This window comes from Streptomyces sp. NPDC002181, from assembly GCF_042890485.1.
Classification (GTDB): domain Bacteria; phylum Actinomycetota; class Actinomycetes; order Streptomycetales; family Streptomycetaceae; genus Streptomyces.
In genome coordinates, this window is record NZ_JBIASC010000003.1 from 551,020 (window position 1) to 575,215 (window position 24,196).

Sequence of the window (24,196 nt, forward strand, 5' to 3'; positions counted from 1 at the left end):
CCCGGCGCACACCACGAACCCACAAGGTGATCGAACATGTCCTCATACAGCCCGTCCGCAGCCACCGAAACCCCCGCCGCCCCGGCGGCCGCCAACCAACTCGCCGTAGCCGGAACCCTGTTGTCCCTGCTGCGCGAAACCACCACCGAACCGCGCCCCGACACCCAACTGGAGGCGCTCACCCTCGCCGTCGCCGCCGACCTCCCCGTACTCCTGTGGGGTGAACCCGGCATCGGCAAGACCGCGGCGCTGACCCAGCTCGCGGCCTCGCTCGACCTGCCGCTGACCACCGTGATCGCCAGCGTGCACGAGCCCTCCGACTTCTCGGGCCTGCCCGTCATCGGGGACGACCCCGAGCACCAGGGGGTTCCGATGGCCCCGCCCGACTGGGCCGTACGCCTGGTACGCGCCGGCCGCGGGCTGCTGTTCCTGGACGAACTGTCCACCGCACCGCCGGCCGTACAGGCCGCCCTGCTCCGCCTCGTCCTGGAACGGCGCATCGGAGCCCTCCAACTGCCGCCGGGGGTACGCATCGTGGCCGCCGCGAACCCGGGGTCCTCGGCCGCCGGCGGGTGGGAGCTGAGCCCGCCGCTGGCCAACCGGTTCGTCCACCTCCAGTGGACCCACGACCACGAGGTCGTCGTACGCGGCCTCGGCGGGACCTGGCCCCGGGCCACGCTGCCGCGGCTCGACCCCGCCAAGCTCCCGCGGGCCGTGGACCACGCCCGCCGCGCCGTCTGCGGACTGCTCGCCGCCCGCCCCACGCTCGTACACCGCCTGCCCGGCGGGGAGGCACGCAGGGGCGGCCCCTGGCCGTCGCCGCGCAGCTGGGAGATGACCCTGCACCTGATCGCCTTCGCGACCGCGGCCGGCTCCTCCCGGGACGTGCTCTCCCTCCTGGTCCGGGGCACGGTGGGGGACGGCCCCGGGCTGGAGCTGCTGGCGAGCCTGGACCGGATGGACCTGCCCGACCCCGAGGAACTGCTCGCCGATCCGGCCGCCGCCGCCCTGCCCGAACGGGGCGATCTGCGCCAGGCCGCGCTCGACGGCGTGGTGGAGGCGGTCCGCAACCGCCCCGGGAAGGCGCGCTGGGACGCGGCCTGGACGCTCATGGTCCGGGCGCTGGAGACGGGCGCCCCGGACCTGGTGGTCGTACCGGCGACCGGGCTGGCCGCGCTGCGCCGCGAGGAGTGGGACGTACCGGAGGCGATCGAGCGGCTCGCCGGTGCGGTGTCCCTGTCCCGGCGGGCGGACCGCGTGACGGCGCGGGCCGCGCTGGCCACGGAGGGCGTCCGATGAGCGCGCACGCGGGAACCCTGGACCGCGACAAGCTGTTCGCCGCCCGCCTGCACGCGGCCCGGGTCCGGCCCTACCTGGCGACGGCGCTGTTCGCCCTGCACGCGGTGGAGTCCCGCAGGGTGCCGACGATGGCCGTCGACCGGCACTGGCGGTGCTACGTCTCGCCGTCCTTCGTCGACCGCACGCCGGAGGAGGAACTGGCCGCCGTATGGGTGCACGAGGTCTCGCACCTGCTGCGCGATCACCACGGCCGCGGAGACCGGGTCGCCCGGGAGCGCGGGCTGCACGGTCCCGGGGAACGGCTGCGCATCAACATCGCGGCCGACTTCGAGATCAACGACGACGCGTACGGCGACGGGCTGGTCCGGCCCGAGGGCCTCGCGCAGCCGGCCTCCGCGGGACTGCCCGAGGGGCAGCTCATGGAGGACTACCTGCGGCAGTTCGGGCTCGGACCGGCGACGCGGCACATGGCCTGGCTGGACTGCGGCAGCGGGGCCGACGGGCTGGAACGGGAGTGGGACCTCGGCGAGGACGGCGCGCACGGGCTCAGCGAGCAGGAACGGGACGCGGTGCGGTTCAGGGTGGCCCAGGGCATCCGCGGCCGTCCGGGCAGCACCCCGAACGGGTGGAAGCGGTGGGCGGAGGAGGCTTTCCATCCCCCGCAGCCGTGGCGGCAGTTGCTGGGCACCGCGGTCCGCTCGGCGGCCACCGGCACCGGCGCGGGCGAGGACTACACGTACGGCCGCCCGTCCCGGCGATCGGCCGGGGTGCCGGGCGCCGTGCTGCCGAGCCTGCGCCGCAGGCCGCCCCGGGTCTGCGTGGTCATCGACACCTCGGCGTCGGTCAGCGACGCCGAACTGGGCAGCGCGCTGCTGGAGGTCGCCGCGGTCTCCCGCGCGGTGGGCGGCCGCCGGGACCTGGTCACGGTGGTGCCCTGCGACGCCGCGGCCCGGATCGCGCACCCGCTGTGCCGCGCCGAGGGCATCCCCCTGGTGGGCGGCGGCGGTACGGACCTGCGCACGGGCTTCGCCAAGGCCCTGCGGTCGGGGACCCCGCCGGACGTCATCGTGGTGCTGACCGACGGACAGACGGCCTGGCCGGCCACCCGCCCCCCGTGCCGCACCGTGATCGGCCTGTTCGCCCGGCAGGGCTCGTACGACGAGGACGACCCCGACTACGTCCCCGACACCCCGCCGGACTGGGCCCGCGTCGTCGACATCGGCTGAACCCGGCCGCCGCGTACGGTGCCACCCCTGCGCGGCCGCCAATGGGCCGACCGGTGGACCGGGCGGTGGACCGGGCGGCCGGGGGGAACGTACGGGGCACTCCGATCGTCTACAGTGCCGGGCACCGTCCACGGACCTGTGGCCGGTCGCCGGTCGGGTGTCCTCCTCGGCTCCCGTCCTTTCACCGTACGGGAGTTGTTCCGCATGGCCCCCTTCACTCTCCCGCTCGCGGCGGCGGCGCAGGGGCCCGGCCCCCAGGCCGTCAACCTGCTGGACGCCGGTTCCCTCCTCGCCGCCTTCGGGACGCTGGGCATCGCCGTCGTCCTGTTCGCCGAGACCGGCCTCCTCATCGGCTTCTTCCTCCCCGGCGACTCGCTCCTGTTCACCGCCGGTCTGTTCTGCGTACCGGGAGCGCACGGCCCCGTACACCTCTCCCTGCCCCTCGTCCTGGGCTCGGCGTCGGCCGGAGCCCTGCTCGGGGCGCAGGTCGGCTACCTCATCGGCCGGCGCGGCGGACGGGCCCTGCTGGCGCGCAGCCGCAGCCGCAAACTCCACGAGGGCGCCGAACGGGCCGAGGAACTCCTCGACCGCTACGGGCACGCCAAGGCCATCGTGCTCGCCCGCTTCGTCCCCATCGTGCGCACCGTACTGAACCCGCTCGCCGGAGCCCTCGACGTACCCGCCCGCGTCTTCGCCCTGTGGCAGGTCATCGGCGGCCTCGTGTGGACCGTGGGCCTCGTCCTCGCCGGATACGCGCTCGGCTCCTCGGTACCCGACGTCGACCGCTACCTGCTGCCGATCGTCGCCCTCGTCGTCCTGGTCTCCCTCACCCCGCTGGCCGTGGAAATGATCCGCAGGAGGGGCAGCCGAGCCCCGAACGAAGGCTCGCGTTGATCCGTTGGGCGCTGGCCGCAGGGCTGTTCGCCGCCCTGTTCGGTCTGCTCACCGCCCTGGTCGCGGCCCGGCACGGCGCCCCCTTCGGTTTCGACGAGGCCTGGCACCGCTGGTCCGTGCAGCACCGCCCCTGCGTGGCGGTGGCCCTCGCGCGGGGCATCACGGCGACCGGCAGCGGGCCCGTCCCGTACGGGTGCGCCATCGCCGCCGGGCTCGTCGCAGGACGGGGGAGGAACGGCCGGCTGCGGGCGGCCGCGGGCGCGCTGGCCTTCCTGCTCCTCGCCCAGGGGGTGCGCTACCTCCTCATGTACGAAGTGGCCCGGCCGCGTCCGCCCGTGGCCGACTGGGCCGCGCTCGCAACGGGTTTCGCCTACCCCTCCGGCCACGCCGCCACCTCGGCCCTGGTCGCCGGACTGCTGGCCTGGGCCGCGTGGCGCACGGCGCCCCCGATCGCGGCCCGGTTCTACGGGGCCCTCGCGGCCTGCTGGGCCGTCGCCGTCGGCCTGACCCGGATCTACCTCGGCGTGCACTGGCCCACGGACGTCCTCGGCGGCTGGCTCTACGCGCTGACCTGGCTGGCCGCGGCCGGGCTCGTGGCCGCGGCCGCCGAAACCGCCGTGCGCGACCGGCACACGGTTTGACAGGCTGGGGCCATGAACGACGAACACCCGTCCGTATCCGGTCCCGCCGACGGGACCACGGCACACCTGACCACGCCCCTCACGGCGGACCTCCTGCGCGGTGCGCTCGACCTGGAGCGCACCGCGCACGGCCTGCTCCCGCACCGCCTCCCGGCGTGGGCCCGCGCGCAGCACGCCGACGGGCAGCTGGCGATGGCGGAGGCCCAGCCCTCGGGCGTACGGCTGGTGTTCCGCACCCGGGCCACCGTCGTCGAGCTCGACGCGCTGCGCACCAAGACGGCCTACGCGGGCGCCCCGCCCCGCCCCGACGGCGTGTACGACCTGCTCGTCGACGGCCGCCTCGCCGGGCAGTCCGGGGTGAGCGGCGGCAACGTCCGTACGGTCGACATGACCACCGGTTCCGTGGAGACGCGGCCCGGCCCGGTCGGCACCGTCCGGTTCGCCGGCCTGCCCGACCGGCCGAAGGAGGTCGAGCTCTGGCTGCCGTACAACGAGCTCACCGAGCTCGTCGCCCTGCGCACCGACGCCCCCGTCGAGCCCGTACCGCACGGAGGTCGGCGGGTGTGGCTGCACCACGGCAGCTCGGTCAGCCACGGCTCCGACGCGGCGAGCCCGTCCACGACCTGGCCGGCGCTGGCCGCCTCCCTCGGCGGTGTGGACCTGGTCAACCTGGGCTTCGGCGGCAGCGCCCTGCTCGACCCGTTCGTCGCCCGGGCCATGCGGGACACCCCGGCGGACCTGATCAGCGTCAAGTTCGGCATCAACCTCGTCAACCTCGACCTGATGCGGCTGCGCGCCTTCACCCCGGCCGTGCACGGCTTCCTCGACACGATCCGCGAAGGGCATCCCAGCGCGCCCCTGCTGGTCGTCTCCTCCGTCCTCTGCCCCATCCACGAGGACACCCCCGGCCCCACGGCCCCGGACTTCAGCACGCTCGCCGAGGGCAGGCTGCAGTTCCGCGCCGCGGGCGATCCGGCGGAGCGTGCCGCCGGAAAGCTGACGCTGGGCGTCATCCGCGAGGAGCTGGCGCGCATCGTGAAGCAGCGGTCGGCGCAGGACCCGAACCTCCACTACCTGGACGGCCGCGAGCTCTACGGGGAGCAGGACTTCGCCGAACTGCCGCTCCCCGACCGGCTCCACCCGGACGCCGCCACCCACCGCCGCATGGGCGCCCGCTTCGCGGACCGGGCCTTCGCCCCGGCCGGCCCCTTCACCGCGTAGGCCGGTCCCCGCGCGGGCAGCCGTCCGGCCCGGACGACTGCCCGCGGTCCGGCGTCAGGGGGACGGGCTGACCTGGACGGTGGTCAGGGCGCCGGACGAGGCCTCCTTGACCACGGTGATGCGGGTGCCGGTGTCCGGGACCTTCACGCCCACCTGGGGCAGGTCGGCGTTCCAGTACGTGCCGCGGCGGTCGTCGAAGACGGGAACTCCGGGCCGGGACGGGATCAGCACCGGTACGCCCCCCTTGTGCAGGACGATCTCGTCGCTCGGGCGCGTGGAGAACGTCGCGTCGAAGGTCTGCGCCCGCGCGTTCAGCAGCGTGCCGTCGGCGTTCCGCAGCGGCTCCGGCCGCGCGTCGACGGGAAGCAGCAGACCCGCCCCCGGATGCGCCTTCGTGGTGTTGTCGCTGTACGCCGTGTCCCAGAGCCAGATGAGCACGCCCTGCTGGTACGGGTAGAACTCCACCGAGTCGTTCCCCGCGCCGAAGTTGTACGGCCCGGTCTTGAGGTAGGACCCGTAGCCGGTGTAGCGCCGGTTCTCGACCAGGTACGCGCGCGGGTGCTCGGCACTTCCCGTACGGCCCTCCGTACGCGACCACTTCAGCGCGGCCCAGCCGTTCGCGCCCGCCTCCGCGCCGTCGCGCAGCAGCTCCCGCTCGCCCGCCGTGATCCGGATGTCGTCGAGGGCGACGCCCTTGCCGTGGGTGTTGCCGTCCGAGGTCGCCCGCATCCGCAGCTGGACCGAGCGGCCCGCGAACCGGTCGAGCGGCACGCTGAGTTCGGTCCAGCCGCCCGACGTCCCGGAGATCCCCTTGGCCGGGATCGCCGCGCCGCCGACCGTGCCCGGCAGCGGGGACCAGGCGCTGCCGCCGTCCGTCGAGGCCTCCACCGTCAGGAAGTCGAAGTCCTGCTCGATGTCGTACCAGACCCGGGCGTCGAGCCGGGCGGCCTGCCCCGCCGCGCCGGTCAGGTCGACCGTTCGGGTCAGGGTGTTGTCCATGAGGTCGCCGGTGCCGCTCCACCACTGGCTGGCGCCCTCGTACGGATCGGTCAGATCGGTGCGCGTCACCGACGGCGGCAGATGCACCAGCAGCGCCTGTGGATCCTCGGTGTTGTAGCCCGAGACCCCGAGGACGGCGCGCGTCTTGCGGCCCGCGTCGGCCTCCGTGTACTCCAGCCACCCCAGTTGCAGCTTGCTCCAGGGGTCGAGGTCGCCGGGGTAGTCCCCGGTGGTGTTCTTCCCCTTGCCGAGGTAGGAGGCCGTGGACATCAGCGACCAGAAGTTGACGCTGTTGTCCCCGTCGGAGCTGTAGAGGTCGGGCAGTCCGAGGTCGTGCCCGAACTCGTGGGCGAACAGGCCGACTCCGCTGTTCTCGCCGCCCGTCAGGTAGTCCCCGGCCCAGATGCCGGAGTCCCCGACCGGGGCGCCGCCCGCCTTGTTGCCCGCGGGCCCCGCGCTGCCGGCCTGGTCCCAGTACGCGAACCAGCGGTGCGCCCAGACGGCGTCCTTGCCCTGGTCACCGCCGCCCCAGGTCTGGTCCTTGCCCGCGTGGACGACGACGAGGTGGTCCAGGTAGCCGTCCGGCTCGTCGAAGTTGCCGTCGTGGTCGGCGTCGTAGCGGTCCCACACGTCGTACTCGGCCAGCTGGGCCTTGATCTCCTCCGTCGTACGGCCCTTGGCGCGCTCGGTGTGGTACCAGGCGTTGGTGGCATCGCGTACGAGGTCCCAGTTGGTGCGGCACTGGCCGGGTTCGGAGCAGTTGTCCGTCCCGTACCGGGCCTCGTTCCACGGCAGCCGCACCCAGTCGCTGACCTGGCCGTCCATGTCGTAGCGGCCGGAGGACTGGAGCCGGTAGTAGTTGCGAAGGGAGACGGCGCCGGGATCGGCGCCGAAGAACTGCTGCTGGTAGTAGGCCCGGTCGAAGTCCTTGCGCCACACGGTGTGGTTGTCGGTCTTCGCGGGCTTGCCGATGGTGTTGTGACGGGGGCCGGGCGTGCCGCCGAAGCGCGGCTTGCCCTCGAACTCGGTGGTGTCGTCCACCTGGTCGCCGAACTCGGCCAGGATCACGAAGACCTTGTCCTTGCGTTCCTGCGCGAGTTCGACGTACCGCTTTCCGACCGCGGCCTTGCGGGGGAGCGTGCCGTCCGCCTCGGCGGCGGTCGTGCCGGCGGCCACGCCTTCGAGGGCCTGGCGGCGAAGGCTCTGGCGCTGGACTTCCAGCGGCGCGGAGGGCGGGGCGGGGGAGAGTTCGGGAGCCTGCTGCGCCGCCGCCGGGGGCGGGGCGGCGGGTGCGGCGAGCGCGGGGGTGGCGAGGAGGGCGAGGGATATCGCCGCTACCACCGCTGGGAAACTGCGCAACGTGAGGGACCTTTCGGGGAGTTGGGTCGGAGCGCAGGTAATATTTCACATGTCACAGGTGACGGATAGACTGTTGTGCGCATGAAAAACCGCCGCGGCAGGCACCGGAAGGCGCCCACCGCGGCGGTGCGTGGCCGGGCCGGAGTCCGGCCCGGGTGTCGGGTCAGCCGTCGATGCGGTGCTGGGTCCAGAAGGAGGTCAGGTCCGTGGTCGTGGCGGCCTGGGCCGCGGCCTTGAACTCGGCGGTCGTGGAAACCCCGTACCAGTGCGAAGCGGCGTAGTCCTTCAGCAGCTTGGCCATCACCGTGTCACCGAGGACGCGCCGCAGATCGTGCAGCGCGCACTTGCCGTAGCCGTAGACGACGGTGGAGTAGCGGGAGGAGTGGGCGTCCCAGTAGCCCATCGAGTTGGTGATCTTCTCGGCGGACGAGGCCCACGAGACGCTGCTCCAGCAGTTCGCCCCCGTCTTGTTCAGGGCCAGGTCGGTGGCGTAGTCGGTGAACGCCTCGTCGAGCCACGGGCTCGTGTACTCGTCGTCGCCGACGATGCCGTACCACCACTGGTGGCCGATCTCATGGGTGAGCGCCGTGGTGCTGACCAGGTCGAGGACGAATCCGGGGTACTCCATCCCGCCGAACCAGTAGTTGTTGTCGATGACGGCGTCCAGCTCGCCGTACGGGTAGGCGCCGAACCGCGCCGAGTGCGCGTCCACGGCCGACTTGGCGGTGGTCAGCATCGACTGCGAATCGGCCGAACCGATGCCGGACACCGAGTAGATGTTGATCGGGGTGCCCGCGGCCGAGGTGCCGGAGATCTTGCTGAACGGGCCGGCCGCCCAGGCGAAGTCGCGGACCTTGGTGGCGGTCGCCGTGGTGACCGTACGGCCGCTGCCGCCGGGGGTGTCCACCGAGGCGCCGGTGGCCGGGACGAGCAGGCTGCTGGGGTGGTCGAGGGCCACGCGGAAGTCGGAGGCCAGCGAGTAGAAGGACTCCCCGTTGTTGGTGTACGGGTCCAGGTGCCAGCCCGCTCCGTCCCTGACCGCGAGGACGGGCAGGGCGTTGCCGAGCATGCTGAACGCGCCGTCGTAGCCGAAGCGGTCGGCGCCGCTGGGCACGGTGATGCCCAGGTCGAAGCCGATCGTGGCGGTCTGGCCCTGGGTCAGCGGTGTCGCCAGGTCGATCTTGAGGGCGGTGCAGGCGACCGAGAGGGCGCCCGCCGTGCCGCCGGTGACGTTGCCGACCGTGATCGGCATGGCGGAGCAGGTGCCGTGGTAGTTGTCCCACAGCCTCAGGTACACCTCGCTGAGCGGGGTGGGGGAGGCGTTGGTGAAGCTCGCGCTCTCGTGGCCGGTCCAGACCGTGCCGCTCGCGTTGCTGCTGAGGTCGACGGTGTAGGAGGGCGCCGCGGGCGTGCGCGTGGAGTCCCCGGGCGGCGTGGTGCCGCCGGAGGTGTCGAGCGCGACGTCGTCGACGACGAAGCTGGTCTGGAGGCTGGAGTCCTCGGTGCCGGTGAACGCGACGCTGACGGTCTGGCCGGCGAAGGCCGATACGTCGAACGACTTCTGCGCGTAGCCGGTGTTCTTGTCGAGGTTCGAGTACGTCGCCAGCGTCGTACTGCCGATCTTCGCCGTCAGCTTGTCGTACTTCGTCGACGTGGTGGTCTCGGCGGTGTCGATGTGCAGCCAGAACGTGAGGGTGGCGGTGCTGCATCCGGCGGGGATCGTGACGCTCTGGGAGAGCGTGTCGGTGTGGGTGCGGCCGACGCCGTTCAGCCAGGCGAAGGAGCTGCCGCCGTGGGCGGCCTGGCCGGCGCGATTGGTGATGATGCTGCTCTGCGACTGGCTCCAGGGCGAAGTGCCGCTCTCGAAGCCGCCGTTGGTGACGACCTGGCCCGGGGTGCAGGCGGCGGCCGCGGTCGGCGTCTGCTGCGGCGCGGCCGCCGCCGGGGTGATGGCGAGTGCTGCGGCGGCCAGCGCGGCGAAGGCGGACATGCTCGCGGCGAGGGCCTTGTGGGGGGTGGATCTCACGCGGAACTCCTTTGAGGCGGCCGGGATTCCGGCCTGCTCGGAGGCCGCCCGGCCGGCTCGGGTGCGCCGGAGGGCAGCCGCGGGCTGTGCGTGTGGTGTGCCGGAAGAGCCTGGCAGATTTGACCTGGGCATGCCATCAGGGGCGGGTAAAGTGTTCGTACTCCCTCGGCACCTGCCGCCCCGCCTTGCGGCCGCCCGGAAGCGGCACCGGTTCCCGGGTCAGTACGATCACCGAGTCCCGCGGTCCGAACCGCACCCGTACGCGCTTGTCCGGGTTGATCCGCACCCCGTACGCGGGGCCTTCGCGGGCCTCCCCGTACAGCCGGTATCCGAGGACGCAGTGCCCCTGGCGGCGGCCGGACTCCACGACCGTGGCGAAGGTGACCTCCCGTCCCGGCAGGACGTAGTGGGGCGCGGGCTTGAGGTGGAGCGAGTCGCCCTCGGCCGAGAACAGGGCGTCGAAGACGTCGGCGAGGTGCCGGTTCTCCGCGATCTGCGTCATCAGCAGGCTGATGAGCCGGCCGCCGACGACGAAATCGCTGCCCTCCCGGGCCGGTGCGAGCAACCGGTTGCGGTCGTCCGCCATTTCGGTGACCACGGCGAGTTCCCGGCCCGTTGCCTCCTCCAGCGCGCGCAGGTGGAGCAGGGTCACCAGGGTCCGGTCGTCACCGGTCAGCGCGCCGGGGGCGGCGCGGTCCGCGCCGTCGGCATCGTCGTAGCCGAGGACGACGGCCCGGTCGAAGGACGGCACGTCCAGGGCGTCGAGGTCCCGCGGATCGGTGATGTCCCCGTCGTGCACCGTGATCCGCATCCGGCCCGCGCGCGAGCGCGCGCACCGGCCGGCGTCCCGCAGCGCCTCCTCGCCGGCCGCCATGACCACGAGCTCCGTACCTTCCGGGACGCACGGCTCCAACTGGTCGATGATCAGCGGAGCGCGGCGGTTCCAGCCGAGTACGAGGTAGCGCTCGGCGGCCGGAGCGGACGTGCCCGGCTCCGTGATGGCCTCCTCGTCCACCGGCAGCGGCCCGTCCGCGAGTACGGCGGTGTCGTCGTCCTCGGTCACCAGGAGGATCCGGTCGTCGGCCCGCAGGACCCGGTCCTGCGCAGGGTTGAGCTCGACGCCACCACCCGCGGGCACGATGCCGACGACGGACGACGTGGCGTACGCGAGGAGCAGCCGGCCGAAGGCGCGCCCGGTCAGGGCGGGCTCGCGGACCGTGTAGAACTCGTCCCCCGCGAAGTCCAGCAGTTCCTGGTGGACGAGGGAGAGGCCCGGCTCGCGCGAGGTCTGGGCGACGAGGCGGGCGGTGACGTCCTCGATGTTCAGCACCCGGCCCCGCGGCCCGGCCGCGAGCTGCGCCGCCCGGTGGTGGCGCCCGTCGCGGACCGCGGCGACGACCTCGGGGCGCTGCCGCCCCCGTCCCCGTACCGCGGCCTCCAGGGCGAGCAGGGTCTTCACCACGTGGGCATCACCCTCCTCGCCCCCGTGGGTGAGGACCAGCACGGCGCGCGCCGTCTGGGGACCGACGAGCGCGACCACCGCCGGGTCCGTCGTCACTCCGCTGCGGCAGATCAGCCGGGTGCGGCCCATCCGGCCGACGGCGAGGGCGATCTCGTCCTCCATCTCCGCCTTGTCCTTCGGGCCGAGGACGGCGATGACCGCCCGGCGCCGGTTGGAGTTGGCGACGACCAGCTCGGACACGATCGGGAAGACCTGCTCGGACCAGCCCAGCAGTACGGTGTGCCGCTCCTCCAGCACGGTGGACCGGCCGCGCCGCAGGTCCAGGACCCTGTCGTTGAGCCCGTTGGTGATCAGGCCGACGAGGGTGGAGACGAACAGCAGCGCCACGAGGGCCAGGACCACGGATATCAGCACGTACAGCGGGCTGCCGACCGCACCACCGATCTTCAGGGTCTGCCCGACGCTGACCCAGACGGCCACGAGCTGCCCCGACCAGGTCCGGGGCACCCGCCGGTCGGCCCACACCAGCGCCATGCTCGCCGGCACGACCACGGCCAGACAGACCAGGGTGAGCCATCCGATCAGCACCGGGGTCCCGCGGGCGATGACGCTGTCGAACCAGTACCGCGTGCGCGGCAGGGCGGGTCCGGGCGGCCCGTCCGTCGTCCTGCGTCCTGTCAACCGTGGTTCCTCGGGAAGCTGTCGGGCCCGTCGGCGGGGGCGGCGGTGCCCGCCCGGCACCGGCGGGTCGGTGTACGGGCCACGCTAGGGCCGGGGACCGGGCGGAGGGTGGCAGAACCTCCCGAGTCCGCTCATCGCGTGACAACTCGGACCCGCTTTCGGATGTCCGGTTCCCCGCGGCACCGGGGTGAGCCGCGTCTCAACCGGGCGCCGCGGCTTGTCTATGCAACGAATTGCATAGAAGGATCGGGGGCATGGCGCTCGAACACGCGATCCTCGTCTCGCTGCTGGAGCAGCCGGGCTCAGGCTATGAGCTCGCCCGGCGCTTCGACCGGTCCATCGGCTATTTCTGGACCGCCACCCATCAGCAGATCTACCGCGTCCTCAAGCGCATGGAGACCGACGGACTGCTCGCCGTCCGCGAAGTGGCGCAGCAGGGGCGGCCGGACAAGAAGGAGTACTCCGTCGCCGACCCGGGCCGCGCCGCGCTCTCGCAGTGGCTGCACGAGCCCATCGAACCCGAGAGCCTCCGCCACGACCTCGCCGTCAAGATCCGTGGCGCGGCCTTCGACGACCCGGCCGCCCTGGTCCGCGAGGTCGAGCGGCACCGCCGGGCGCACGGCGACCGGCTCGCCCGCTACCTCGCCGGGGAACTGCGCGATTTCACCGGTCCCGAGGCCCCCGCGCCGCTCGACGCCGGACAGGAGCTCCAGCACGTCGTGCTCCGCGGCGGCATCGCCTACGAGCGCATGACCATCGCCTGGCTGGACGACGTACTCGCCACCGTCCACCGGCTCGCCGCCTCGTAGCCGCCCCCCCCCGGCACCCCGCACCTTTCCGCCTCACCCCTCAACCCTCTCCGGAAGGCGAACCTCCATGGCCGACTCCCTCCTGTTCAACCCGCGCACCTACGACCCGCAGCACTTCGACCCCGAAACCCGCAGGCTGCTGCGCGCCACGGTCGACTGGTTCGAGGGGCGCGGCAAGCGCCGGCTGATCGAGGATTACCGCACCCGCGCCTGGCTCGGCGACTTCCTCGCCTTCTCCGCCAAGGAAGGCCTGTTCGCCACCTTCCTCACCCCCTCCGCCGACGCCGAGGGGCAGGCCGACAAGCGCTGGGACACGGCCCGCATCGCCGCCCTCAACGAGATCTTCGGCTTCTACGGCCTCGACTACTGGTACGCGTGGCAGGTGACCATCCTCGGCCTCGGCCCGGTCTGGCAGAGCGACAACGCCGCCGCCCGCGCCCGCGCCGCGGAACTCCTCTCCCAGGGCGAGGTGTTCGCGTTCGGCCTGTCCGAGAAGACCCACGGCGCCGACATCTACTCCACCGACATGCTGCTGGAGCCGTCCACCGACGGCAGCGGCGGCTTCCGGGCCACCGGCTCCAAGTACTACATCGGCAACGGCAACGCGGCCGGTCTCGTCTCCGTCTTCGGCCGCCGCACCGACGTCGAGGGCCCGGACGGGTACGTCTTCTTCGCCGCCGACAGCCGCCACCCGGCCTACCACCTGGTGAAGAACGTCGTCGACTCCTCGAAGTACGTCAGCGAGTTCCGGCTGGAGGACTACCCGGTCGGCGCCGACGACGTCCTGCACACCGGCCGCGCCGCCTTCGACGCCGCCCTGAACACCGTCAACGTCGGCAAGTTCAACCTCTGCACCGCCTCGATCGGCATCTGCGAGCACGCGATGTACGAGGCCGTCACCCACGCGCAGAACCGCATCCTCTACGGCCGCCCCGTCACCGCCTTCCCGCACGTGCGCCGCGAGCTGGCGGACGCGTACGTCCGTCTTGTCGGGATGAAGCTGTTCAGCGACCGCGCCGTCGACTACTTCCGCACCGCGGGCCCCGACGACCGCCGCTACCTGCTCTTCAACCCGATGACGAAGATGAAGGTCACCACGGAGGGCGAGAAGGTCATCGACCTGATGTGGGACGTCATCGCCGCCAAGGGCTTCGAGAAGGACAACTACTTCGCCCAGGCCGCCGTCGAGATCCGCGGGCTGCCCAAGCTGGAGGGCACCGTCCACGTCAACCTCGCGCTGATCCTCAAGTTCATGCGCAACCACCTCCTGGACCCGGTGGACCACCCCGCCGTGCCCACCCGCCTCGACGCGGCCGACGACGAGTTCCTCTTCCGGCAGGGCCCGGCGCGCGGGCTCGGCTCCATCCGCTTCCACGACTGGCGCCCCGCCTTCGACGCCTTCGCCGCCGTGCCGAACGTCGCCCGGTTCCGCGAACAGGCCGACGCGCTGTGCGAGTTCGTCACCACCGCGGCCCCGGACGAGCGGCAGAGCCGCGACCTCGACCTGCTGCTCGCCGTCGGACAGCTCTTCGCGCTCGTCGTCCACGGCCAGCTGATCCTGGAGCAGGCGCGGCTGACCGGCCTCGACGCGGACGTGCTGGACGAGCTGTTCGCCGTCCTCGTACGCGACTTCTCCGCGCACGCCGTCGAACTGCACGGCAAGGACTCGGCCACCGAGCAGCAGCAGAGCTGGGCGCTCGGCGCGGTCCGGCGCCCGGTCGTCGACGAAGCCCGCTCGGCCCGGGTCTGGGACCGCGTCGAGGCGCTGTCCGGGTCGTACGAGATGGCGCCGTAACGAGGGAGCCGGCACCGGCCCCGCACGGGCCCGCCACCGCCTGTCCCGCGGTGGCGGGCCCGACGTCCGTCCTGCCCCGGGAAGTACCGGCCCGGAGGCGCCCCTGCACGTAGCGTGTTCGCATGACGACGAAGCCGACCCGTGCGAGCGGACCGAAGGTGGCGCCCTCCTACCCCCCGAGGACGCCTCCGCCGCAGAAGAAGCCCGTGGAGGCCCCGCGGCCCCGGCCCGCCACCAAGCCGGCCGCCTCGTAGGGTGAGCGGCATGGAGATCACACCCCCGGAGAAGGACGGCACCCGCCTGCTGTACGGATGCATGGCGCTCGGCGGCGGCTGGGACACGGATGCGTACGGTCCCGCCGACATCGACGCGGCCGAGGCGGCGATCGAGGCGGCGCTGGACAGCGGCATCGACACCTTCGACCACGCCGACATCTACCGCCGCGGCAAGGCCGAGGCCGTCTTCGGCGAGGTCCTCGGCCGCAGCCCCGGCCTGCGCGAGCGGATCGTGCTGCAGACGAAGTGCGGGATCCGCCTCGCGGACGGCGAGCGGCCCGGGATCTACGATCTGCGCGGCGCGACGATCCTGCGGCGGGTCGAGGAGAGCCTCGGGCGCCTGCGCACCGACGCCATCGACGTGTTGCTCCTGCACCGGCCCGATCCCCTGGCCGACCCGCAGGACGTCGCGGCGGCGCTCACCTCGCTGCGCGAACAGGGGCTCGTCCGCCGGTTCGGCGTCTCGAACATGAACGCCGCGCAGATCGCCCGACTCCAGCGCCTCCTCGAATTCCCGCTGGTCGCGAACCAGTTGGAGATGAGCCTGGACCGGCGGGACTGGCTGGAGGACGGGGTCCTCGTCAACACGCCCGCGGCGGCGGCGGGCGGGTTCCCGTCCGGGACGGTGGAGTACTGCCTGGACCGCGGTGTCCGCCTCCAGGCGTGGGGCGCCCTGGCCCAGGGCCGTTTCACGGGACGGCAGGAGAGCCCGGCCGAGCGGGCGACGGCCCGTCTCGTGGGGGCGCTGGCCGAGGCGAAGGGCACGACGCCGGAGACGGTACTGCTCTGGTGGCTCCAGCGGCATCCGGCGCGGATCGCCCCCGTCGTGGGCAGCGGCCGCCCCGAGCGCATCCGCGCCTGCCGCGACGCCGCGCTGCGCGAGCCCGACCTCACGCACGAGGAGTGGTACGAGCTCTGGCTCACCGCCCGCGGGGCCCCGCTCCCGTAGCGGGACCGGCGGGCAGGTCGCTCAGCCGATGCTCCACGACCAGGTCTGGTCCGCACTGACCAGCCAGGCCAGGACGACGAGGTCCAGGGCGCCCAGGGCGAGACCGAGCCGGGCACGTCCGGGGCGGGTCGTACCGCGGCGCAGGGCGAGGGCGGCCAAGACGATCGAGGCCGGGCCGAGGAGCAGGTTCATCGCGAGGAGGCCGACGAGGCCGAGCACGAAGGAGGCGACCGCCATCCCGTCGGCCTGACGGACGGCTGGGGTGGGGGCCGGGGTGCGGGTGGGCGCCGGGGTGTGGGCGGCGCGGGAACGGAGCGCGGTATCGGGGGCGTTCATGGTCATCCCTCCTGTCGGGCGGCCGGCCGGTGCCGGCGCGTTGTCCGCTCCCGGACCGCGAAGACCAGCAGCCAGCAGGCGATGACGGCGGTGGCGGCGAGCGAGACGTGGACGGGCACGTGGGCCACGGTTCCCAGGGCGATCCCCATCAGCATGAGGGCCGCTATCAGGAAGAGCATCGTGCTTCCTCCAAAATAGGAGACAGTTGTGCACTGACTGCTCAGTCTAAATGGAAGTGCGCGGAATCGAGAATCGGGGGTTGACTTTTCGCCATGAGTGAGACCATCGGGGCGCGCCAGGCCCAACGCCACAAAACCCGCAGGGCCTTGCTGGACGGCGCCCTGTCGCTGCTGGAGGAGCAGAGCCTGGGCAGCCTCGGCCTGCGGGAGGTGACCCGGGTCGCCGGGGTGACCCCGACCGCGTTCTACCGGCACTTCCGGGACACCGAGGAACTCGGCATCGCCCTGGTGGACGAGGCGTTGCAGAGCCTGCACGCCGCCGTGCGCTCGACGCTCGCCGCCACCGGCGAGGCGGCCCTGCGGATCGACACGACCGTGGAGCTGATGGCCGAGCTCGTACGGGAGTACCCGGCGCACATCCGCTTCATCGTGCGCGAACGGCACGGCGGCGTACGCAGGGTGCGGCAGGCGGTGGCCGCCCAGCTGGACGCCTTCGCCGACGAGGTGGCCGAACGCCTCGGCGCCGATCCCCTGAGCCGGGGCTGGAGCGCGGAGGACCTGCTCATGCTGGCCCGGCTGTACGTCGACCACATGGTGATGACGGTGTCCGCCTACCTGGCCGCGGGCCGGGACCCCGAAGAGTGGACGGCGGTCACCCGCACCGCCCGCCGCCAGCTCCGCCTGATCCACGCGGGCCGGCTCCACTGGGCGGACGCCCGGCCGTCGACCTGATGCCCGAAGCCCCGAAGCCCCGAAGCCCCGAAGGTCCGAAGCCCCGAAGGTCCGAAGACTCCCCGCCTCCCGTCCGGAACGGGACGGAGGACGGGGAGTCCGGGATCCTGACCGCCCGGGTCCGTGATCCGCCCCGTCAGCCCTCCCGCGCCGCCACCGACACGGGCTGCCGCCGGGCGGACCGCGTCAGGCCGGAGCCCACGTGGTTCGCCTTGAGCGCCGCGTACGCGCTGCACACCGCCTCCGTCCGGACCGGTCGCCGGTCGGCGCAGGCGGTCAGATCTCCCGCGCACTGCAGCTCCCACCGCGGGAACCGGCGGCGCGACATGGCCACGGCGGCACTGGGGGCGAAGTACAGCATCGTCGTGTTCTCGTGGGGGTTGTGCGCCGAGCCCTCGTAGACCATCCGGCCGGTGGTCTCCAGCCGGTCCGCCAGTCGGGTGAGAGCCCGCTCCTCGGGTCGGTCCATGAACAGGCCGACGTGGTTCTCGAAACCGTGGACGCGCTCCTGCGCACCCACGTCGTCCGTGTACCCGGGGCTGCACCGGGGGAAGAGGAAGACCTCGACCTCGGGCGCCAGACCCGTCGTGACGCGCAGCCGTGTCACCCGGATGTCTGCATCGTCCGGAAGCCAGTGGCGCTCCACCAGACGGCGCTTGACCAGCACGCTCGGTATGGTGGCCGAGGCGGGCCAGCCGTTTTCCTCGAAGTACGCGAGAGCGGATTCCACCGTTTCCGGGAACAGTAGCGTTGCGCAATGCGATACAACGCATCCGCTCTTGATTTCCCGTTTGAGATCGCCCGGCATCCAGGGTGGCAGGAGAGCGTCCAGTGATTTCTTCGAGGCGTGGTGGGCGTAGTCAACAGCATGCTGGAGGCGCTGGACATCGCACGGTTCGAACGTCACTTCAGGCATGTCGCAGCCTTTCTGTTGCCGACACCCGATTAAAGCCACGTCACCCATCAGGCGGCACTTGGCCGTAGCCTGATCGGGTGAACTCAAGCGCCTGACCTGCACATCTTGACCCCCAGCAACCGCGGTTGTACTCACCGGTGACGCATCGAGCCTTTCCGCACCGCGCGTTCGGCGCCGCACTTTCAGCACCGCACATTCCACGGAAGGCGTCTTTCCCAGGAGGTAGAGGGCATGTCTCCGTACGGCCGAAGGAATTCTCCGCGCATCCTCATAGCCGGTGCCGGAATTGGCGGATTGACGACGGCCCTGAGCCTTCATGCGGCAGGGCTGGACGACGTGCGGATGGTGGAGGCGTGCCCCAACCTGCGCGCCGTCGGTGCGGGAATCAATCTCCAGCCCGCCGCCGTCCGTGAGCTGACCGAACTCGGACTGGCGCCGGCACTGGAGAAGGTCGCCGTGGCGACCGCCCGGTTGGAGTACCACCACCGTTTCGGCGGTCTGATCTGGTCGGAGCCCCGCGGCCGCGCCGCCGGCTACAACTGGCCGCAGTACTCCGTGCACCGGGCCGACCTCCAGGAGATCCTGCTGTCGGCCGTCCTGGACCGGCTCGGCCCCGACACCCTCGTCACCGGAGACCGGCTCATACGGTACGAGCAGGACCGGGCCCCGGAGCCCGGCCCGTCCCCCGTCCGGGCGTACGTCGCGGACCGGCCCGACCCCTACACCTGCGACCTGCTCATCGGCGCGGACGGGATCAACTCGGCCGTACGCGCCACCCTGTACCCGCACGAAGGGCCGCCCCGCGGCAACGGGATACGCATGTGGCGCGGGGTGACGGAGGGCCCCGCCTTCCTCGACGGACGCACGATGGTCATCCTCGGCTGCAACGCGCGGGTGAAGGCCGTGGCCTATCCCGTCACCAGGCCCGACCGGAGCGGGCGGTGCCTGCTCAACTGGGTCGTCGAGAGCCGCACCGACGACGGCGTCGGCGAGGAGGAGGCGCGCGGCGCCGACTGGGACCGCGCGGTCCCCCCGGAGGAGGTCCTCACCCACATCGAGGGCTGGCGCAGCGACTTCCTCGACCTCCACGGCGTCATCGCCGGGGCGCCCCGCATCGGCCGGTACCCGATGATCGACCGCGACCCGCTGCCCACCTGGACCGACGGCCGGGTCGTCCTGCTCGGCGACGCGGCACACCCCCTGTACCCGACCGGCTCCAACGGTGCCTCGCAGGCCGTCGTCGACGCCCGCGTGCTGGCGTACGAACTCGCCCACCACGGGGTCGACGAGGCGCTGGCACGCTACGAGGGGGACCGGCGGCCGCAGACCACGAAGCTCCTCGCGGCCCACCGCAGGCTGGAACCCGACCCGGTGCTCCGCCAGGTGGAAGCCCTCGCCCCCGACGGCTTCCACGACATCCGCCACGTCCTGCCCGAGGACAGCCTGGACGGCATCAGGTCTTGTACCCGCCAGGTCACCGGTGTGGACGCCACCGCGCTCAACGCGCGCACCTCTTGGAGCGTCGCCGTATGAACACCTCCCGGATGCGTTCCGTCGCCGCCGCAGCGCTCGGCTCCGCCGCCCTGCTGGCGGCCCTCCTGTCCGCCACCGGGAGGGCACCGGCCCCGCCGCCGCCCTCCGGCTCCGCCGCGCGCATGCCCGACTGCGGCGAGGCCGCCGGGAGCGCCGCCTGTTCCGCGTACGGCCCCGCCGCCCGGCTCGGCGGCGGCACGGTCCGCACCTACGGCGAGTACCAGGGCGGGATCCCCAAGGCTCTCGGCATATCCCTGACCGCCCCGGCGGTCACCGGCCTCCCCACCTCCGCCGCCACCGACGGCAAGCACTGCTACGACGCGGACGCCGACGGACACCTCGACGGCATGCACGAATGCGTCGGCGGCCACAGCCTCGAACTCGCACTGCCCGCCACCCCCGCGGCCCCGGACGGCGTCCCCTTCCAGTGGGTGCTGTTCAACTGGAACCCGAACGGGCACAACCCGCACGGCCGCTACGACGTCGCCCACTTCGACGTGCACTTCTACCTCGTGCCCAGGGAGGTCCGGACGGCGATCAAGACCGGCGGCTGCTCGCTGCTCATCGCCTGCGACCAACTGGCCGAGGCCGGAAAGCCCGTCCCGGCCGCGTACCTCCCGGCGGGCTACCCCGCGAGCAGCCCGCAGACCGCGGAAGGCGCCATGGGCGCGCACCTGGACAGCCGCCCCCCGACCACCGGCACGCTCAGCGGCCAGACCTTCATCTACGGGGCGTACGCGGGCGACCTCATCTTCATGGAGCCCATGCTCACCCGGGACTTCCTCCAGCGGCACCGCACGGCGCCCGGCCACCGGACCTGCGAGTCCATTCCGCAGCCGGCCGCCTGGCGGATCCCCGGCTGGTACCCCACGCGGTACTGCACCGCGTTCCGCCCCGAGGAGGGCGACTACACCGTCTCCCTGACGGACTTCGTCCACTCGGGCGGGGCGCGCGGTCTCGCCACGGCGGTCCGCTGAACCCTGCCGCGCGGCGCGGAGTCGCTGTCGCGGAGCGTATCCGGGGAACTACCCGCCGGTGCGCGGATCGTAGGACTAGCATCACCCGACGTGAGCCATCCGGGGGACCCAGAGCACACCGTACGACTGGCCGCAGAGACGGCGATGGACGCGATGGCGGCGCGGCTGCGGCGTGTGGTGCGACTGCGCGACGTGACGCCGATATTGGAGGCGGAGGCCCTGCGCGAAGCGCGGCGGCTCGCGGAGCTGCTGCCCGGTGAGGACGACCTCGCCGTCCACCATCTGCTCGGCTGGTTCCACTGGTTCCGCCACCAGGCGATCTTCGTACGGACGGACCCGGACCCGGACCCGGACCCGGACCCGGACCCGGGCCCGGGGCCGGGGCCGGGGCGTGACCGGGAGCAGGACCGGCCGGACCTGCGGCTCGCCGTGCACTCGCTCACCGCGAGCTTCCTCGCGGGTGAGGAGCACCTGCCGGAGCCGCTCCTGCCCCTCCTCGCGGAGAACGCGGCCGGGTACGCCGCCCGGCTGATACCGGAGTTGAAGGAGTCGAACGACCCGGCGCGGATCTCGTGTGCGGCGCAGCTGTGGCGGCGCATCGTGGACACCGTGCCCGCCGGGCATCCGCAGCGCCCCGTCCACCTGACCGCCCTCGGCAACGTACTGCGGATCAAATCGCGACGGGGCGGGCCGCCGGCCGACCTGGACGACGCCATCGACCGGTTCCGGGAGGCCCTGTCGGCGGTCTCCGAAGAGCCGGGGCGGGCCATGTACCTCTACAACCTCGGAGAAGCGCTCAACACCCGGTTCGACAGGACCGGAGCGATCGAGGACCTGGAAAGCGCCGTCACCCTATTCGGTGAGGCGGCGCGGGCGACCCCCGACGAGGGCATCTACCGCGCACTGGTCCTGACCGGCCTCGCGGGAGCGCTGCGCGCCCGGTACGAGCGAACCGGAGCACCGCGGGACCTGGACGGCTCGATCGCCCGCTACCGGGAAGTGGTGTCGATGTTCCCCACGGACCACCCCGGCCGCATCGAGAGCCTCTCCCACCTCGGGAACGCGCTGCGGCTCCGCTTCGAACGGACGGGCAGCACGGAGGACTTGAACGCGGCCGTACAAGCGGGCCGGCAGGCGGTGGGGGCCACCCCGGAAGGCCGTCCGGGCCGCGCCGGTCTCCTGTCGGACCTCGCCGTCGCGCTCCGGACCCGGTTCCTGCGGGGCGGCCTGGTCGCGGACGCGGACGAGGCGATCGCCGCCGCCCGCGAGGCGGTGGAGGCGGCCCCCGGCGACCACCCCGACCGTGCCGTCCACCTGAACGACCTCGGCGACGCGCTGCTCGCACGCTTCGACCACGCCGGCGACATGGCGGACCGGGACGGGGCGCTGACGGCCTGGTCGGCGGTGTCGGCGGCAGCGGCCTCGACGGTGTCCCTCCGGGTCCGCGCGGGGCTGTCGGCGGCCCGGCTGCTGGCGAAGACGGGCGAAGCCGAACGCGCGGCGCGGGCGGCGGACGAGGCCGTGCGCCTGATGGCGGCCGCTGACGTCGGACACCGCGACCGGCCCCTGCCAGGGCCTCGGCCCTGATCCCGCCGACGGCGGGCGGGAGGGCGAAGGAGCCGAAGGGGCCCACGCGTCGATGGTGCCTCAGGAGTCGAAGGGGGCGGAGCCGTCCGGGCGGCGCCCGTGCCGAAGGCGCGCGTTGGTGGGACGCTGGGAAGGGCGAACCGTGGAGGACCACCCATGAAACGCTCAACGCGATGCGCCGCGATCAAGACCTCGTCCGCACTCCTGCTGGCGGGCTTCCTGTCCGCAACGCTCGTGGCCGGCTCCGGGGCCGCCGCCACCGGGGACGGCCCACGCCGGCCGCCCGGGGCGCCGTGCACGAGCAGCCAGATCGTGGCGAACGGCGCGCAGCGGGCCGGGGCCGCGCAGGTACGGGTCACGGTGACGAACAAGGGGACGAAGCCGTGCGTGCTGAACGGCTTCCCGACCGTGGCGCTGGCGGGCCAGGGCTCGCCGGACAAGAACAAGCCGCTCCAGGTGATCCGGGTCGGCAAGTCGGCTCCGGTGCAGCTGGCGGCCGGAGGCCGGGCCTCGGCGCAGCTGTCCTTCACCCCGGTGCTCGGCGAGGCGGACGGCTACTGCGCCTCCGGCGCCGAACCCGTCGTCGCGCCGACGATGGTGGTGGGCGTGGCGGGCGGGAGGTACCAGCTGGCGCCCGGCGACGGCGGTGAGTTCGCGCTCTGCGGCACGACCGTTCGCGCGACCGCATTCCGCGGTTAGGGCTCGGGACGCCGCAGGTCAATGCGGGACATGTAAGTGGCTTGTTATAGCGTGCGCACGTCAAGCAATGCGCAGTGCACACGCTCACGGGGGATTTTCCGCATGACCTACCCGCCGCAGCAGGGCCCCGGCCCGTACGGCCAGCCCGTCCCGCCCGCCCAGCAGCCCCAGGGCTACCCGCCCCAGCCGGGTTACGGCCAGCCCCAGCCGGGCCAGCCGCCGTACGGGGTCCCGCAGCAGCAGTACCCCTACCCGCAGCAGCAGTTCGCCGCCCCGCCCGCGCCGCCCAAGCGCATGGGGGTCATGAAGATCCTGAAGATCATCGTGGCCGTGGTCGTCGTCATCGCGGCCGCGGTGGGCTACTACGCCAGCCGCGACGACGCCGACAAGGCGAAGGTCGGGGACTGCCTGACGAACAAGGGCACCATCGTGAGCCCCGACCTCCAGGTCGTGAAGTGCGGGGGTGCGAACGCCGAGTACAAGGTGGTCAAGGTGATCCCCGACAGCCTCGACACGAACCAGTGCAAGGGCCAGTCGGACATCGGCTACCAGGAGCAGATGCGCGGCTCGCGCCGCAGCTCCGGCAAGCAGTTCGTCCTCTGCATCGACGAGCTCAAGAAGAGCTGACCGAAGCCCCGTCCCGAGCCGCGGCCCACCCACGGGCCGCGGCTCGGGCGTTTCACGAACGATGAGCCGGCCGGGAGCGGAGGGCTCCACCGCTCCCGGCACGCGTCAGGGGGAGGGCCACTGAGCCGGTCGGGGGAGCCGCAGTCACGGCGGAGGCGGCCGGTCGTTTCCCGGATATGACTGATCTGATGGTCCAGATCCCGGCCGACTGGCTGGCCCGGGTGTTCCTGTCCCTCCGCCGCGGCTCCTCGCCGGACGCCCAGGTCTCGGCGGCGGAGCTCCAGCCGTTCACCGAGAAACCGGGTCAGCGGATCCCGGTGCCGAGGGCGACCGTACTGCGCACCGAGCTGGCGCTGAGGGGGGAGCTCGAACGGGCTCAGGAGGAGGAGCGGCGGGCCCGCCTGTCCGAGGAGGCCGCCTACCTGATCAGCGCCCGGCTCGGCGGACAGGCGGGCCGCGCCGATCAGTAGACGAGCTTGTACGTCACGTCCTTGGCGACCGGCGGCGGGGCCTTGTCCGTGTACAGCAGCCGGATGCTGGTGTAGCGCTGGACATCGGGGTGTCCGGGCCACTGCCGGGGGCGGCTCAGGGTCACCGTGACCGGGTACGCGCGGAAGCGGCCCGCCGCGCAGTACGGGGTGCAGTCGTTCACCATGTCCGTGCCGATGGCCGTCGCGGTCCGCTGCCCCCAGCTGTTCCAGCGCAGGTTCACGAGGCGGTTGTTCCCGTCGCCGCAGGCCAGCAGGTACTCCCGGGGGCGCACCTGGGCCTTCGAGAAGCAGTCGACGACCACGACCGGATTGGGATCCATGGGGGCCGCGGCCGTCTGGGCGGAGGCGGGTACGGTGACGCCGGTCGCGAGCGCGGCGGCCGCGCACAGCAGTGTGGCCGTCCGCATTCGCATCCGCATCCGGGTCCGGGGCGCGGGAGCGAGCCCGCCGATTCGTGAAGCGTCGACTCGTGAAGCGTCCACG

At 72.8% G+C, this 24,196-nt stretch carries 23 protein-coding genes; 16 read left to right on the forward strand and 7 right to left on the reverse strand.

The genetic code is table 11. The annotated features are described in order from the left end of the window. Positions 1 to 36: 36 nt before the first annotated feature. The 5 genes from ACFYXV_RS11850 (at position 37) to ACFYXV_RS11870 (ending at position 5,281) form a co-directional block, all read left to right on the forward strand. Positions 37 to 1,299, forward strand: coding sequence for an AAA family ATPase (locus ACFYXV_RS11850; RefSeq protein ID WP_389382765.1), 1,263 nt, complete (start codon positions 37 to 39; stop codon positions 1,297 to 1,299). Further along, the gene (locus ACFYXV_RS11855; RefSeq protein ID WP_389382766.1) at positions 1,296 to 2,525 is read left to right on the forward strand and encodes a VWA-like domain-containing protein; all 1,230 of its coding nucleotides are present in this window, start codon (positions 1,296 to 1,298) and stop codon (positions 2,523 to 2,525) included. Before ACFYXV_RS11850 ends, ACFYXV_RS11855 begins: the two co-directional genes overlap by 4 nt. Positions 2,526 to 2,729: 204 nt before the next feature. After that, positions 2,730 to 3,419, forward strand: coding sequence for a DedA family protein (locus tag ACFYXV_RS11860; protein WP_389382767.1), 690 nt, complete (start codon positions 2,730 to 2,732; stop codon positions 3,417 to 3,419). Further along, on the forward strand, positions 3,416 to 4,060 hold the full coding sequence (locus tag ACFYXV_RS11865) for a phosphatase PAP2 family protein (protein WP_385469475.1): 645 nt from the start codon (positions 3,416 to 3,418) through the stop codon (positions 4,058 to 4,060). The genes ACFYXV_RS11860 and ACFYXV_RS11865 overlap by 4 nt, the downstream gene beginning before the upstream one ends. Positions 4,061 to 4,072: 12 nt before the next feature. Beyond that, complete coding sequence (locus ACFYXV_RS11870) at positions 4,073 to 5,281, forward strand: GDSL-type esterase/lipase family protein (RefSeq protein ID WP_389382768.1); 1,209 nt, start codon at positions 4,073 to 4,075, stop codon at positions 5,279 to 5,281. Between the two features lie 54 nt (positions 5,282 to 5,335). Here the strand turns inward: ACFYXV_RS11870 and ACFYXV_RS11875 are convergent, their stop codons facing one another. The 3 genes from ACFYXV_RS11875 to ACFYXV_RS11885 all read right to left on the reverse strand — a co-directional run bounded on the left by ACFYXV_RS11875 (position 5,336) and on the right by ACFYXV_RS11885 (position 11,808). Continuing rightward, the gene (locus ACFYXV_RS11875) at positions 5,336 to 7,621 is read right to left on the reverse strand and encodes an immune inhibitor A domain-containing protein (RefSeq protein WP_389382769.1); all 2,286 of its coding nucleotides are present in this window, start codon (positions 7,619 to 7,621) and stop codon (positions 5,336 to 5,338) included. A gap of 181 nt (positions 7,622 to 7,802) precedes the next feature. After that, entirely contained in the window at positions 7,803 to 9,665 is a 1,863-nt protein-coding gene (locus ACFYXV_RS11880; RefSeq protein WP_385469480.1) for a M1 family aminopeptidase, read from the reverse strand. A 136-nt stretch (positions 9,666 to 9,801) separates the two neighbouring features. Continuing rightward, a complete protein-coding gene (locus tag ACFYXV_RS11885) occupies positions 9,802 to 11,808 on the reverse strand; it encodes an NAD-binding lipoprotein (protein ID WP_389382770.1) in 2,007 nt (668 codons plus the stop codon). Between the two features lie 254 nt (positions 11,809 to 12,062). Here ACFYXV_RS11885 and ACFYXV_RS11890 point away from each other — a divergent pair, with 254 nt between their 5' ends. The 4 genes from ACFYXV_RS11890 to ACFYXV_RS11905 all read left to right on the forward strand — a co-directional run bounded on the left by ACFYXV_RS11890 (position 12,063) and on the right by ACFYXV_RS11905 (position 15,636). Then, positions 12,063 to 12,617, forward strand: coding sequence for a PadR family transcriptional regulator (locus ACFYXV_RS11890; protein WP_385469483.1), 555 nt, complete (start codon positions 12,063 to 12,065; stop codon positions 12,615 to 12,617). 67 nt (positions 12,618 to 12,684) lie between these two features. Next, complete coding sequence (locus ACFYXV_RS11895) at positions 12,685 to 14,412, forward strand: acyl-CoA dehydrogenase family protein (RefSeq protein WP_385469485.1); 1,728 nt, start codon at positions 12,685 to 12,687, stop codon at positions 14,410 to 14,412. 122 nt (positions 14,413 to 14,534) lie between these two features. Next, the gene (locus ACFYXV_RS11900; RefSeq protein ID WP_385469487.1) at positions 14,535 to 14,666 is read left to right on the forward strand and encodes a hypothetical protein; all 132 of its coding nucleotides are present in this window, start codon (positions 14,535 to 14,537) and stop codon (positions 14,664 to 14,666) included. 10 nt (positions 14,667 to 14,676) lie between these two features. Beyond that, the gene (locus ACFYXV_RS11905; protein ID WP_389382771.1) at positions 14,677 to 15,636 is read left to right on the forward strand and encodes an aldo/keto reductase family oxidoreductase; all 960 of its coding nucleotides are present in this window, start codon (positions 14,677 to 14,679) and stop codon (positions 15,634 to 15,636) included. 21 nt (positions 15,637 to 15,657) lie between these two features. On the opposite strand, the gene ACFYXV_RS11910 is transcribed toward ACFYXV_RS11905, so the two are convergent. Both ACFYXV_RS11910 and ACFYXV_RS11915 read right to left on the reverse strand, forming a co-directional pair. Next, positions 15,658 to 15,972 (reverse strand): hypothetical protein, encoded by a 315-nt coding sequence (locus tag ACFYXV_RS11910; protein WP_389382772.1) that lies wholly within the window; start codon positions 15,970 to 15,972, stop codon positions 15,658 to 15,660. A 2-nt stretch (positions 15,973 to 15,974) separates the two neighbouring features. Then, complete coding sequence (locus tag ACFYXV_RS11915; protein WP_383496225.1) at positions 15,975 to 16,151, reverse strand: hypothetical protein; 177 nt, start codon at positions 16,149 to 16,151, stop codon at positions 15,975 to 15,977. A 93-nt stretch (positions 16,152 to 16,244) separates the two neighbouring features. On the opposite strand from ACFYXV_RS11915, the gene ACFYXV_RS11920 reads away from it, so the two are divergent. Beyond that, positions 16,245 to 16,883, forward strand: a complete 639-nt coding sequence (locus ACFYXV_RS11920) for a TetR family transcriptional regulator (protein WP_385469493.1) — start codon at positions 16,245 to 16,247, stop codon at positions 16,881 to 16,883. A gap of 136 nt (positions 16,884 to 17,019) precedes the next feature. Here ACFYXV_RS11920 and ACFYXV_RS11925 read toward each other — a convergent pair whose 3' ends face one another. Then, positions 17,020 to 17,613: a hypothetical protein gene (locus ACFYXV_RS11925; protein ID WP_389382773.1), complete on the reverse strand. Its 594-nt coding sequence runs from the start codon at positions 17,611 to 17,613 to the stop codon at positions 17,020 to 17,022. A 417-nt stretch (positions 17,614 to 18,030) separates the two neighbouring features. Between ACFYXV_RS11925 and ACFYXV_RS11930 the strand changes: the two genes are divergently transcribed. The 6 genes from ACFYXV_RS11930 (at position 18,031) to ACFYXV_RS11955 (ending at position 23,692) form a co-directional block, all read left to right on the forward strand. Beyond that, complete coding sequence (locus tag ACFYXV_RS11930) at positions 18,031 to 19,332, forward strand: flavin-dependent oxidoreductase (protein ID WP_385469496.1); 1,302 nt, start codon at positions 18,031 to 18,033, stop codon at positions 19,330 to 19,332. Continuing rightward, positions 19,329 to 20,309, forward strand: a complete 981-nt coding sequence (locus ACFYXV_RS11935) for a hypothetical protein (protein ID WP_389382774.1) — start codon at positions 19,329 to 19,331, stop codon at positions 20,307 to 20,309. The genes ACFYXV_RS11930 and ACFYXV_RS11935 overlap by 4 nt, the downstream gene beginning before the upstream one ends. 90 nt (positions 20,310 to 20,399) lie before the next feature. Then, complete coding sequence (locus ACFYXV_RS11940) at positions 20,400 to 21,896, forward strand: tetratricopeptide repeat protein (RefSeq protein WP_389382775.1); 1,497 nt, start codon at positions 20,400 to 20,402, stop codon at positions 21,894 to 21,896. Positions 21,897 to 22,052: 156 nt separating this feature from the next. Continuing rightward, a complete protein-coding gene (locus ACFYXV_RS11945; RefSeq protein WP_385469502.1) occupies positions 22,053 to 22,595 on the forward strand; it encodes a DUF4232 domain-containing protein in 543 nt (180 codons plus the stop codon). Positions 22,596 to 22,697: 102 nt separating this feature from the next. Then, a complete protein-coding gene (locus ACFYXV_RS11950) occupies positions 22,698 to 23,222 on the forward strand; it encodes a hypothetical protein (protein WP_383344918.1) in 525 nt (174 codons plus the stop codon). Between the two features lie 176 nt (positions 23,223 to 23,398). After that, entirely contained in the window at positions 23,399 to 23,692 is a 294-nt protein-coding gene (locus ACFYXV_RS11955) for a hypothetical protein (RefSeq protein WP_383344915.1), read from the forward strand. Here ACFYXV_RS11955 and ACFYXV_RS11960 read toward each other — a convergent pair. Then, positions 23,686 to 24,120, reverse strand: coding sequence for a hypothetical protein (locus ACFYXV_RS11960; protein WP_389382776.1), 435 nt, complete (start codon positions 24,118 to 24,120; stop codon positions 23,686 to 23,688). The genes ACFYXV_RS11955 and ACFYXV_RS11960 overlap by 7 nt on opposite strands. Positions 24,121 to 24,196 lie beyond the last annotated feature (76 nt).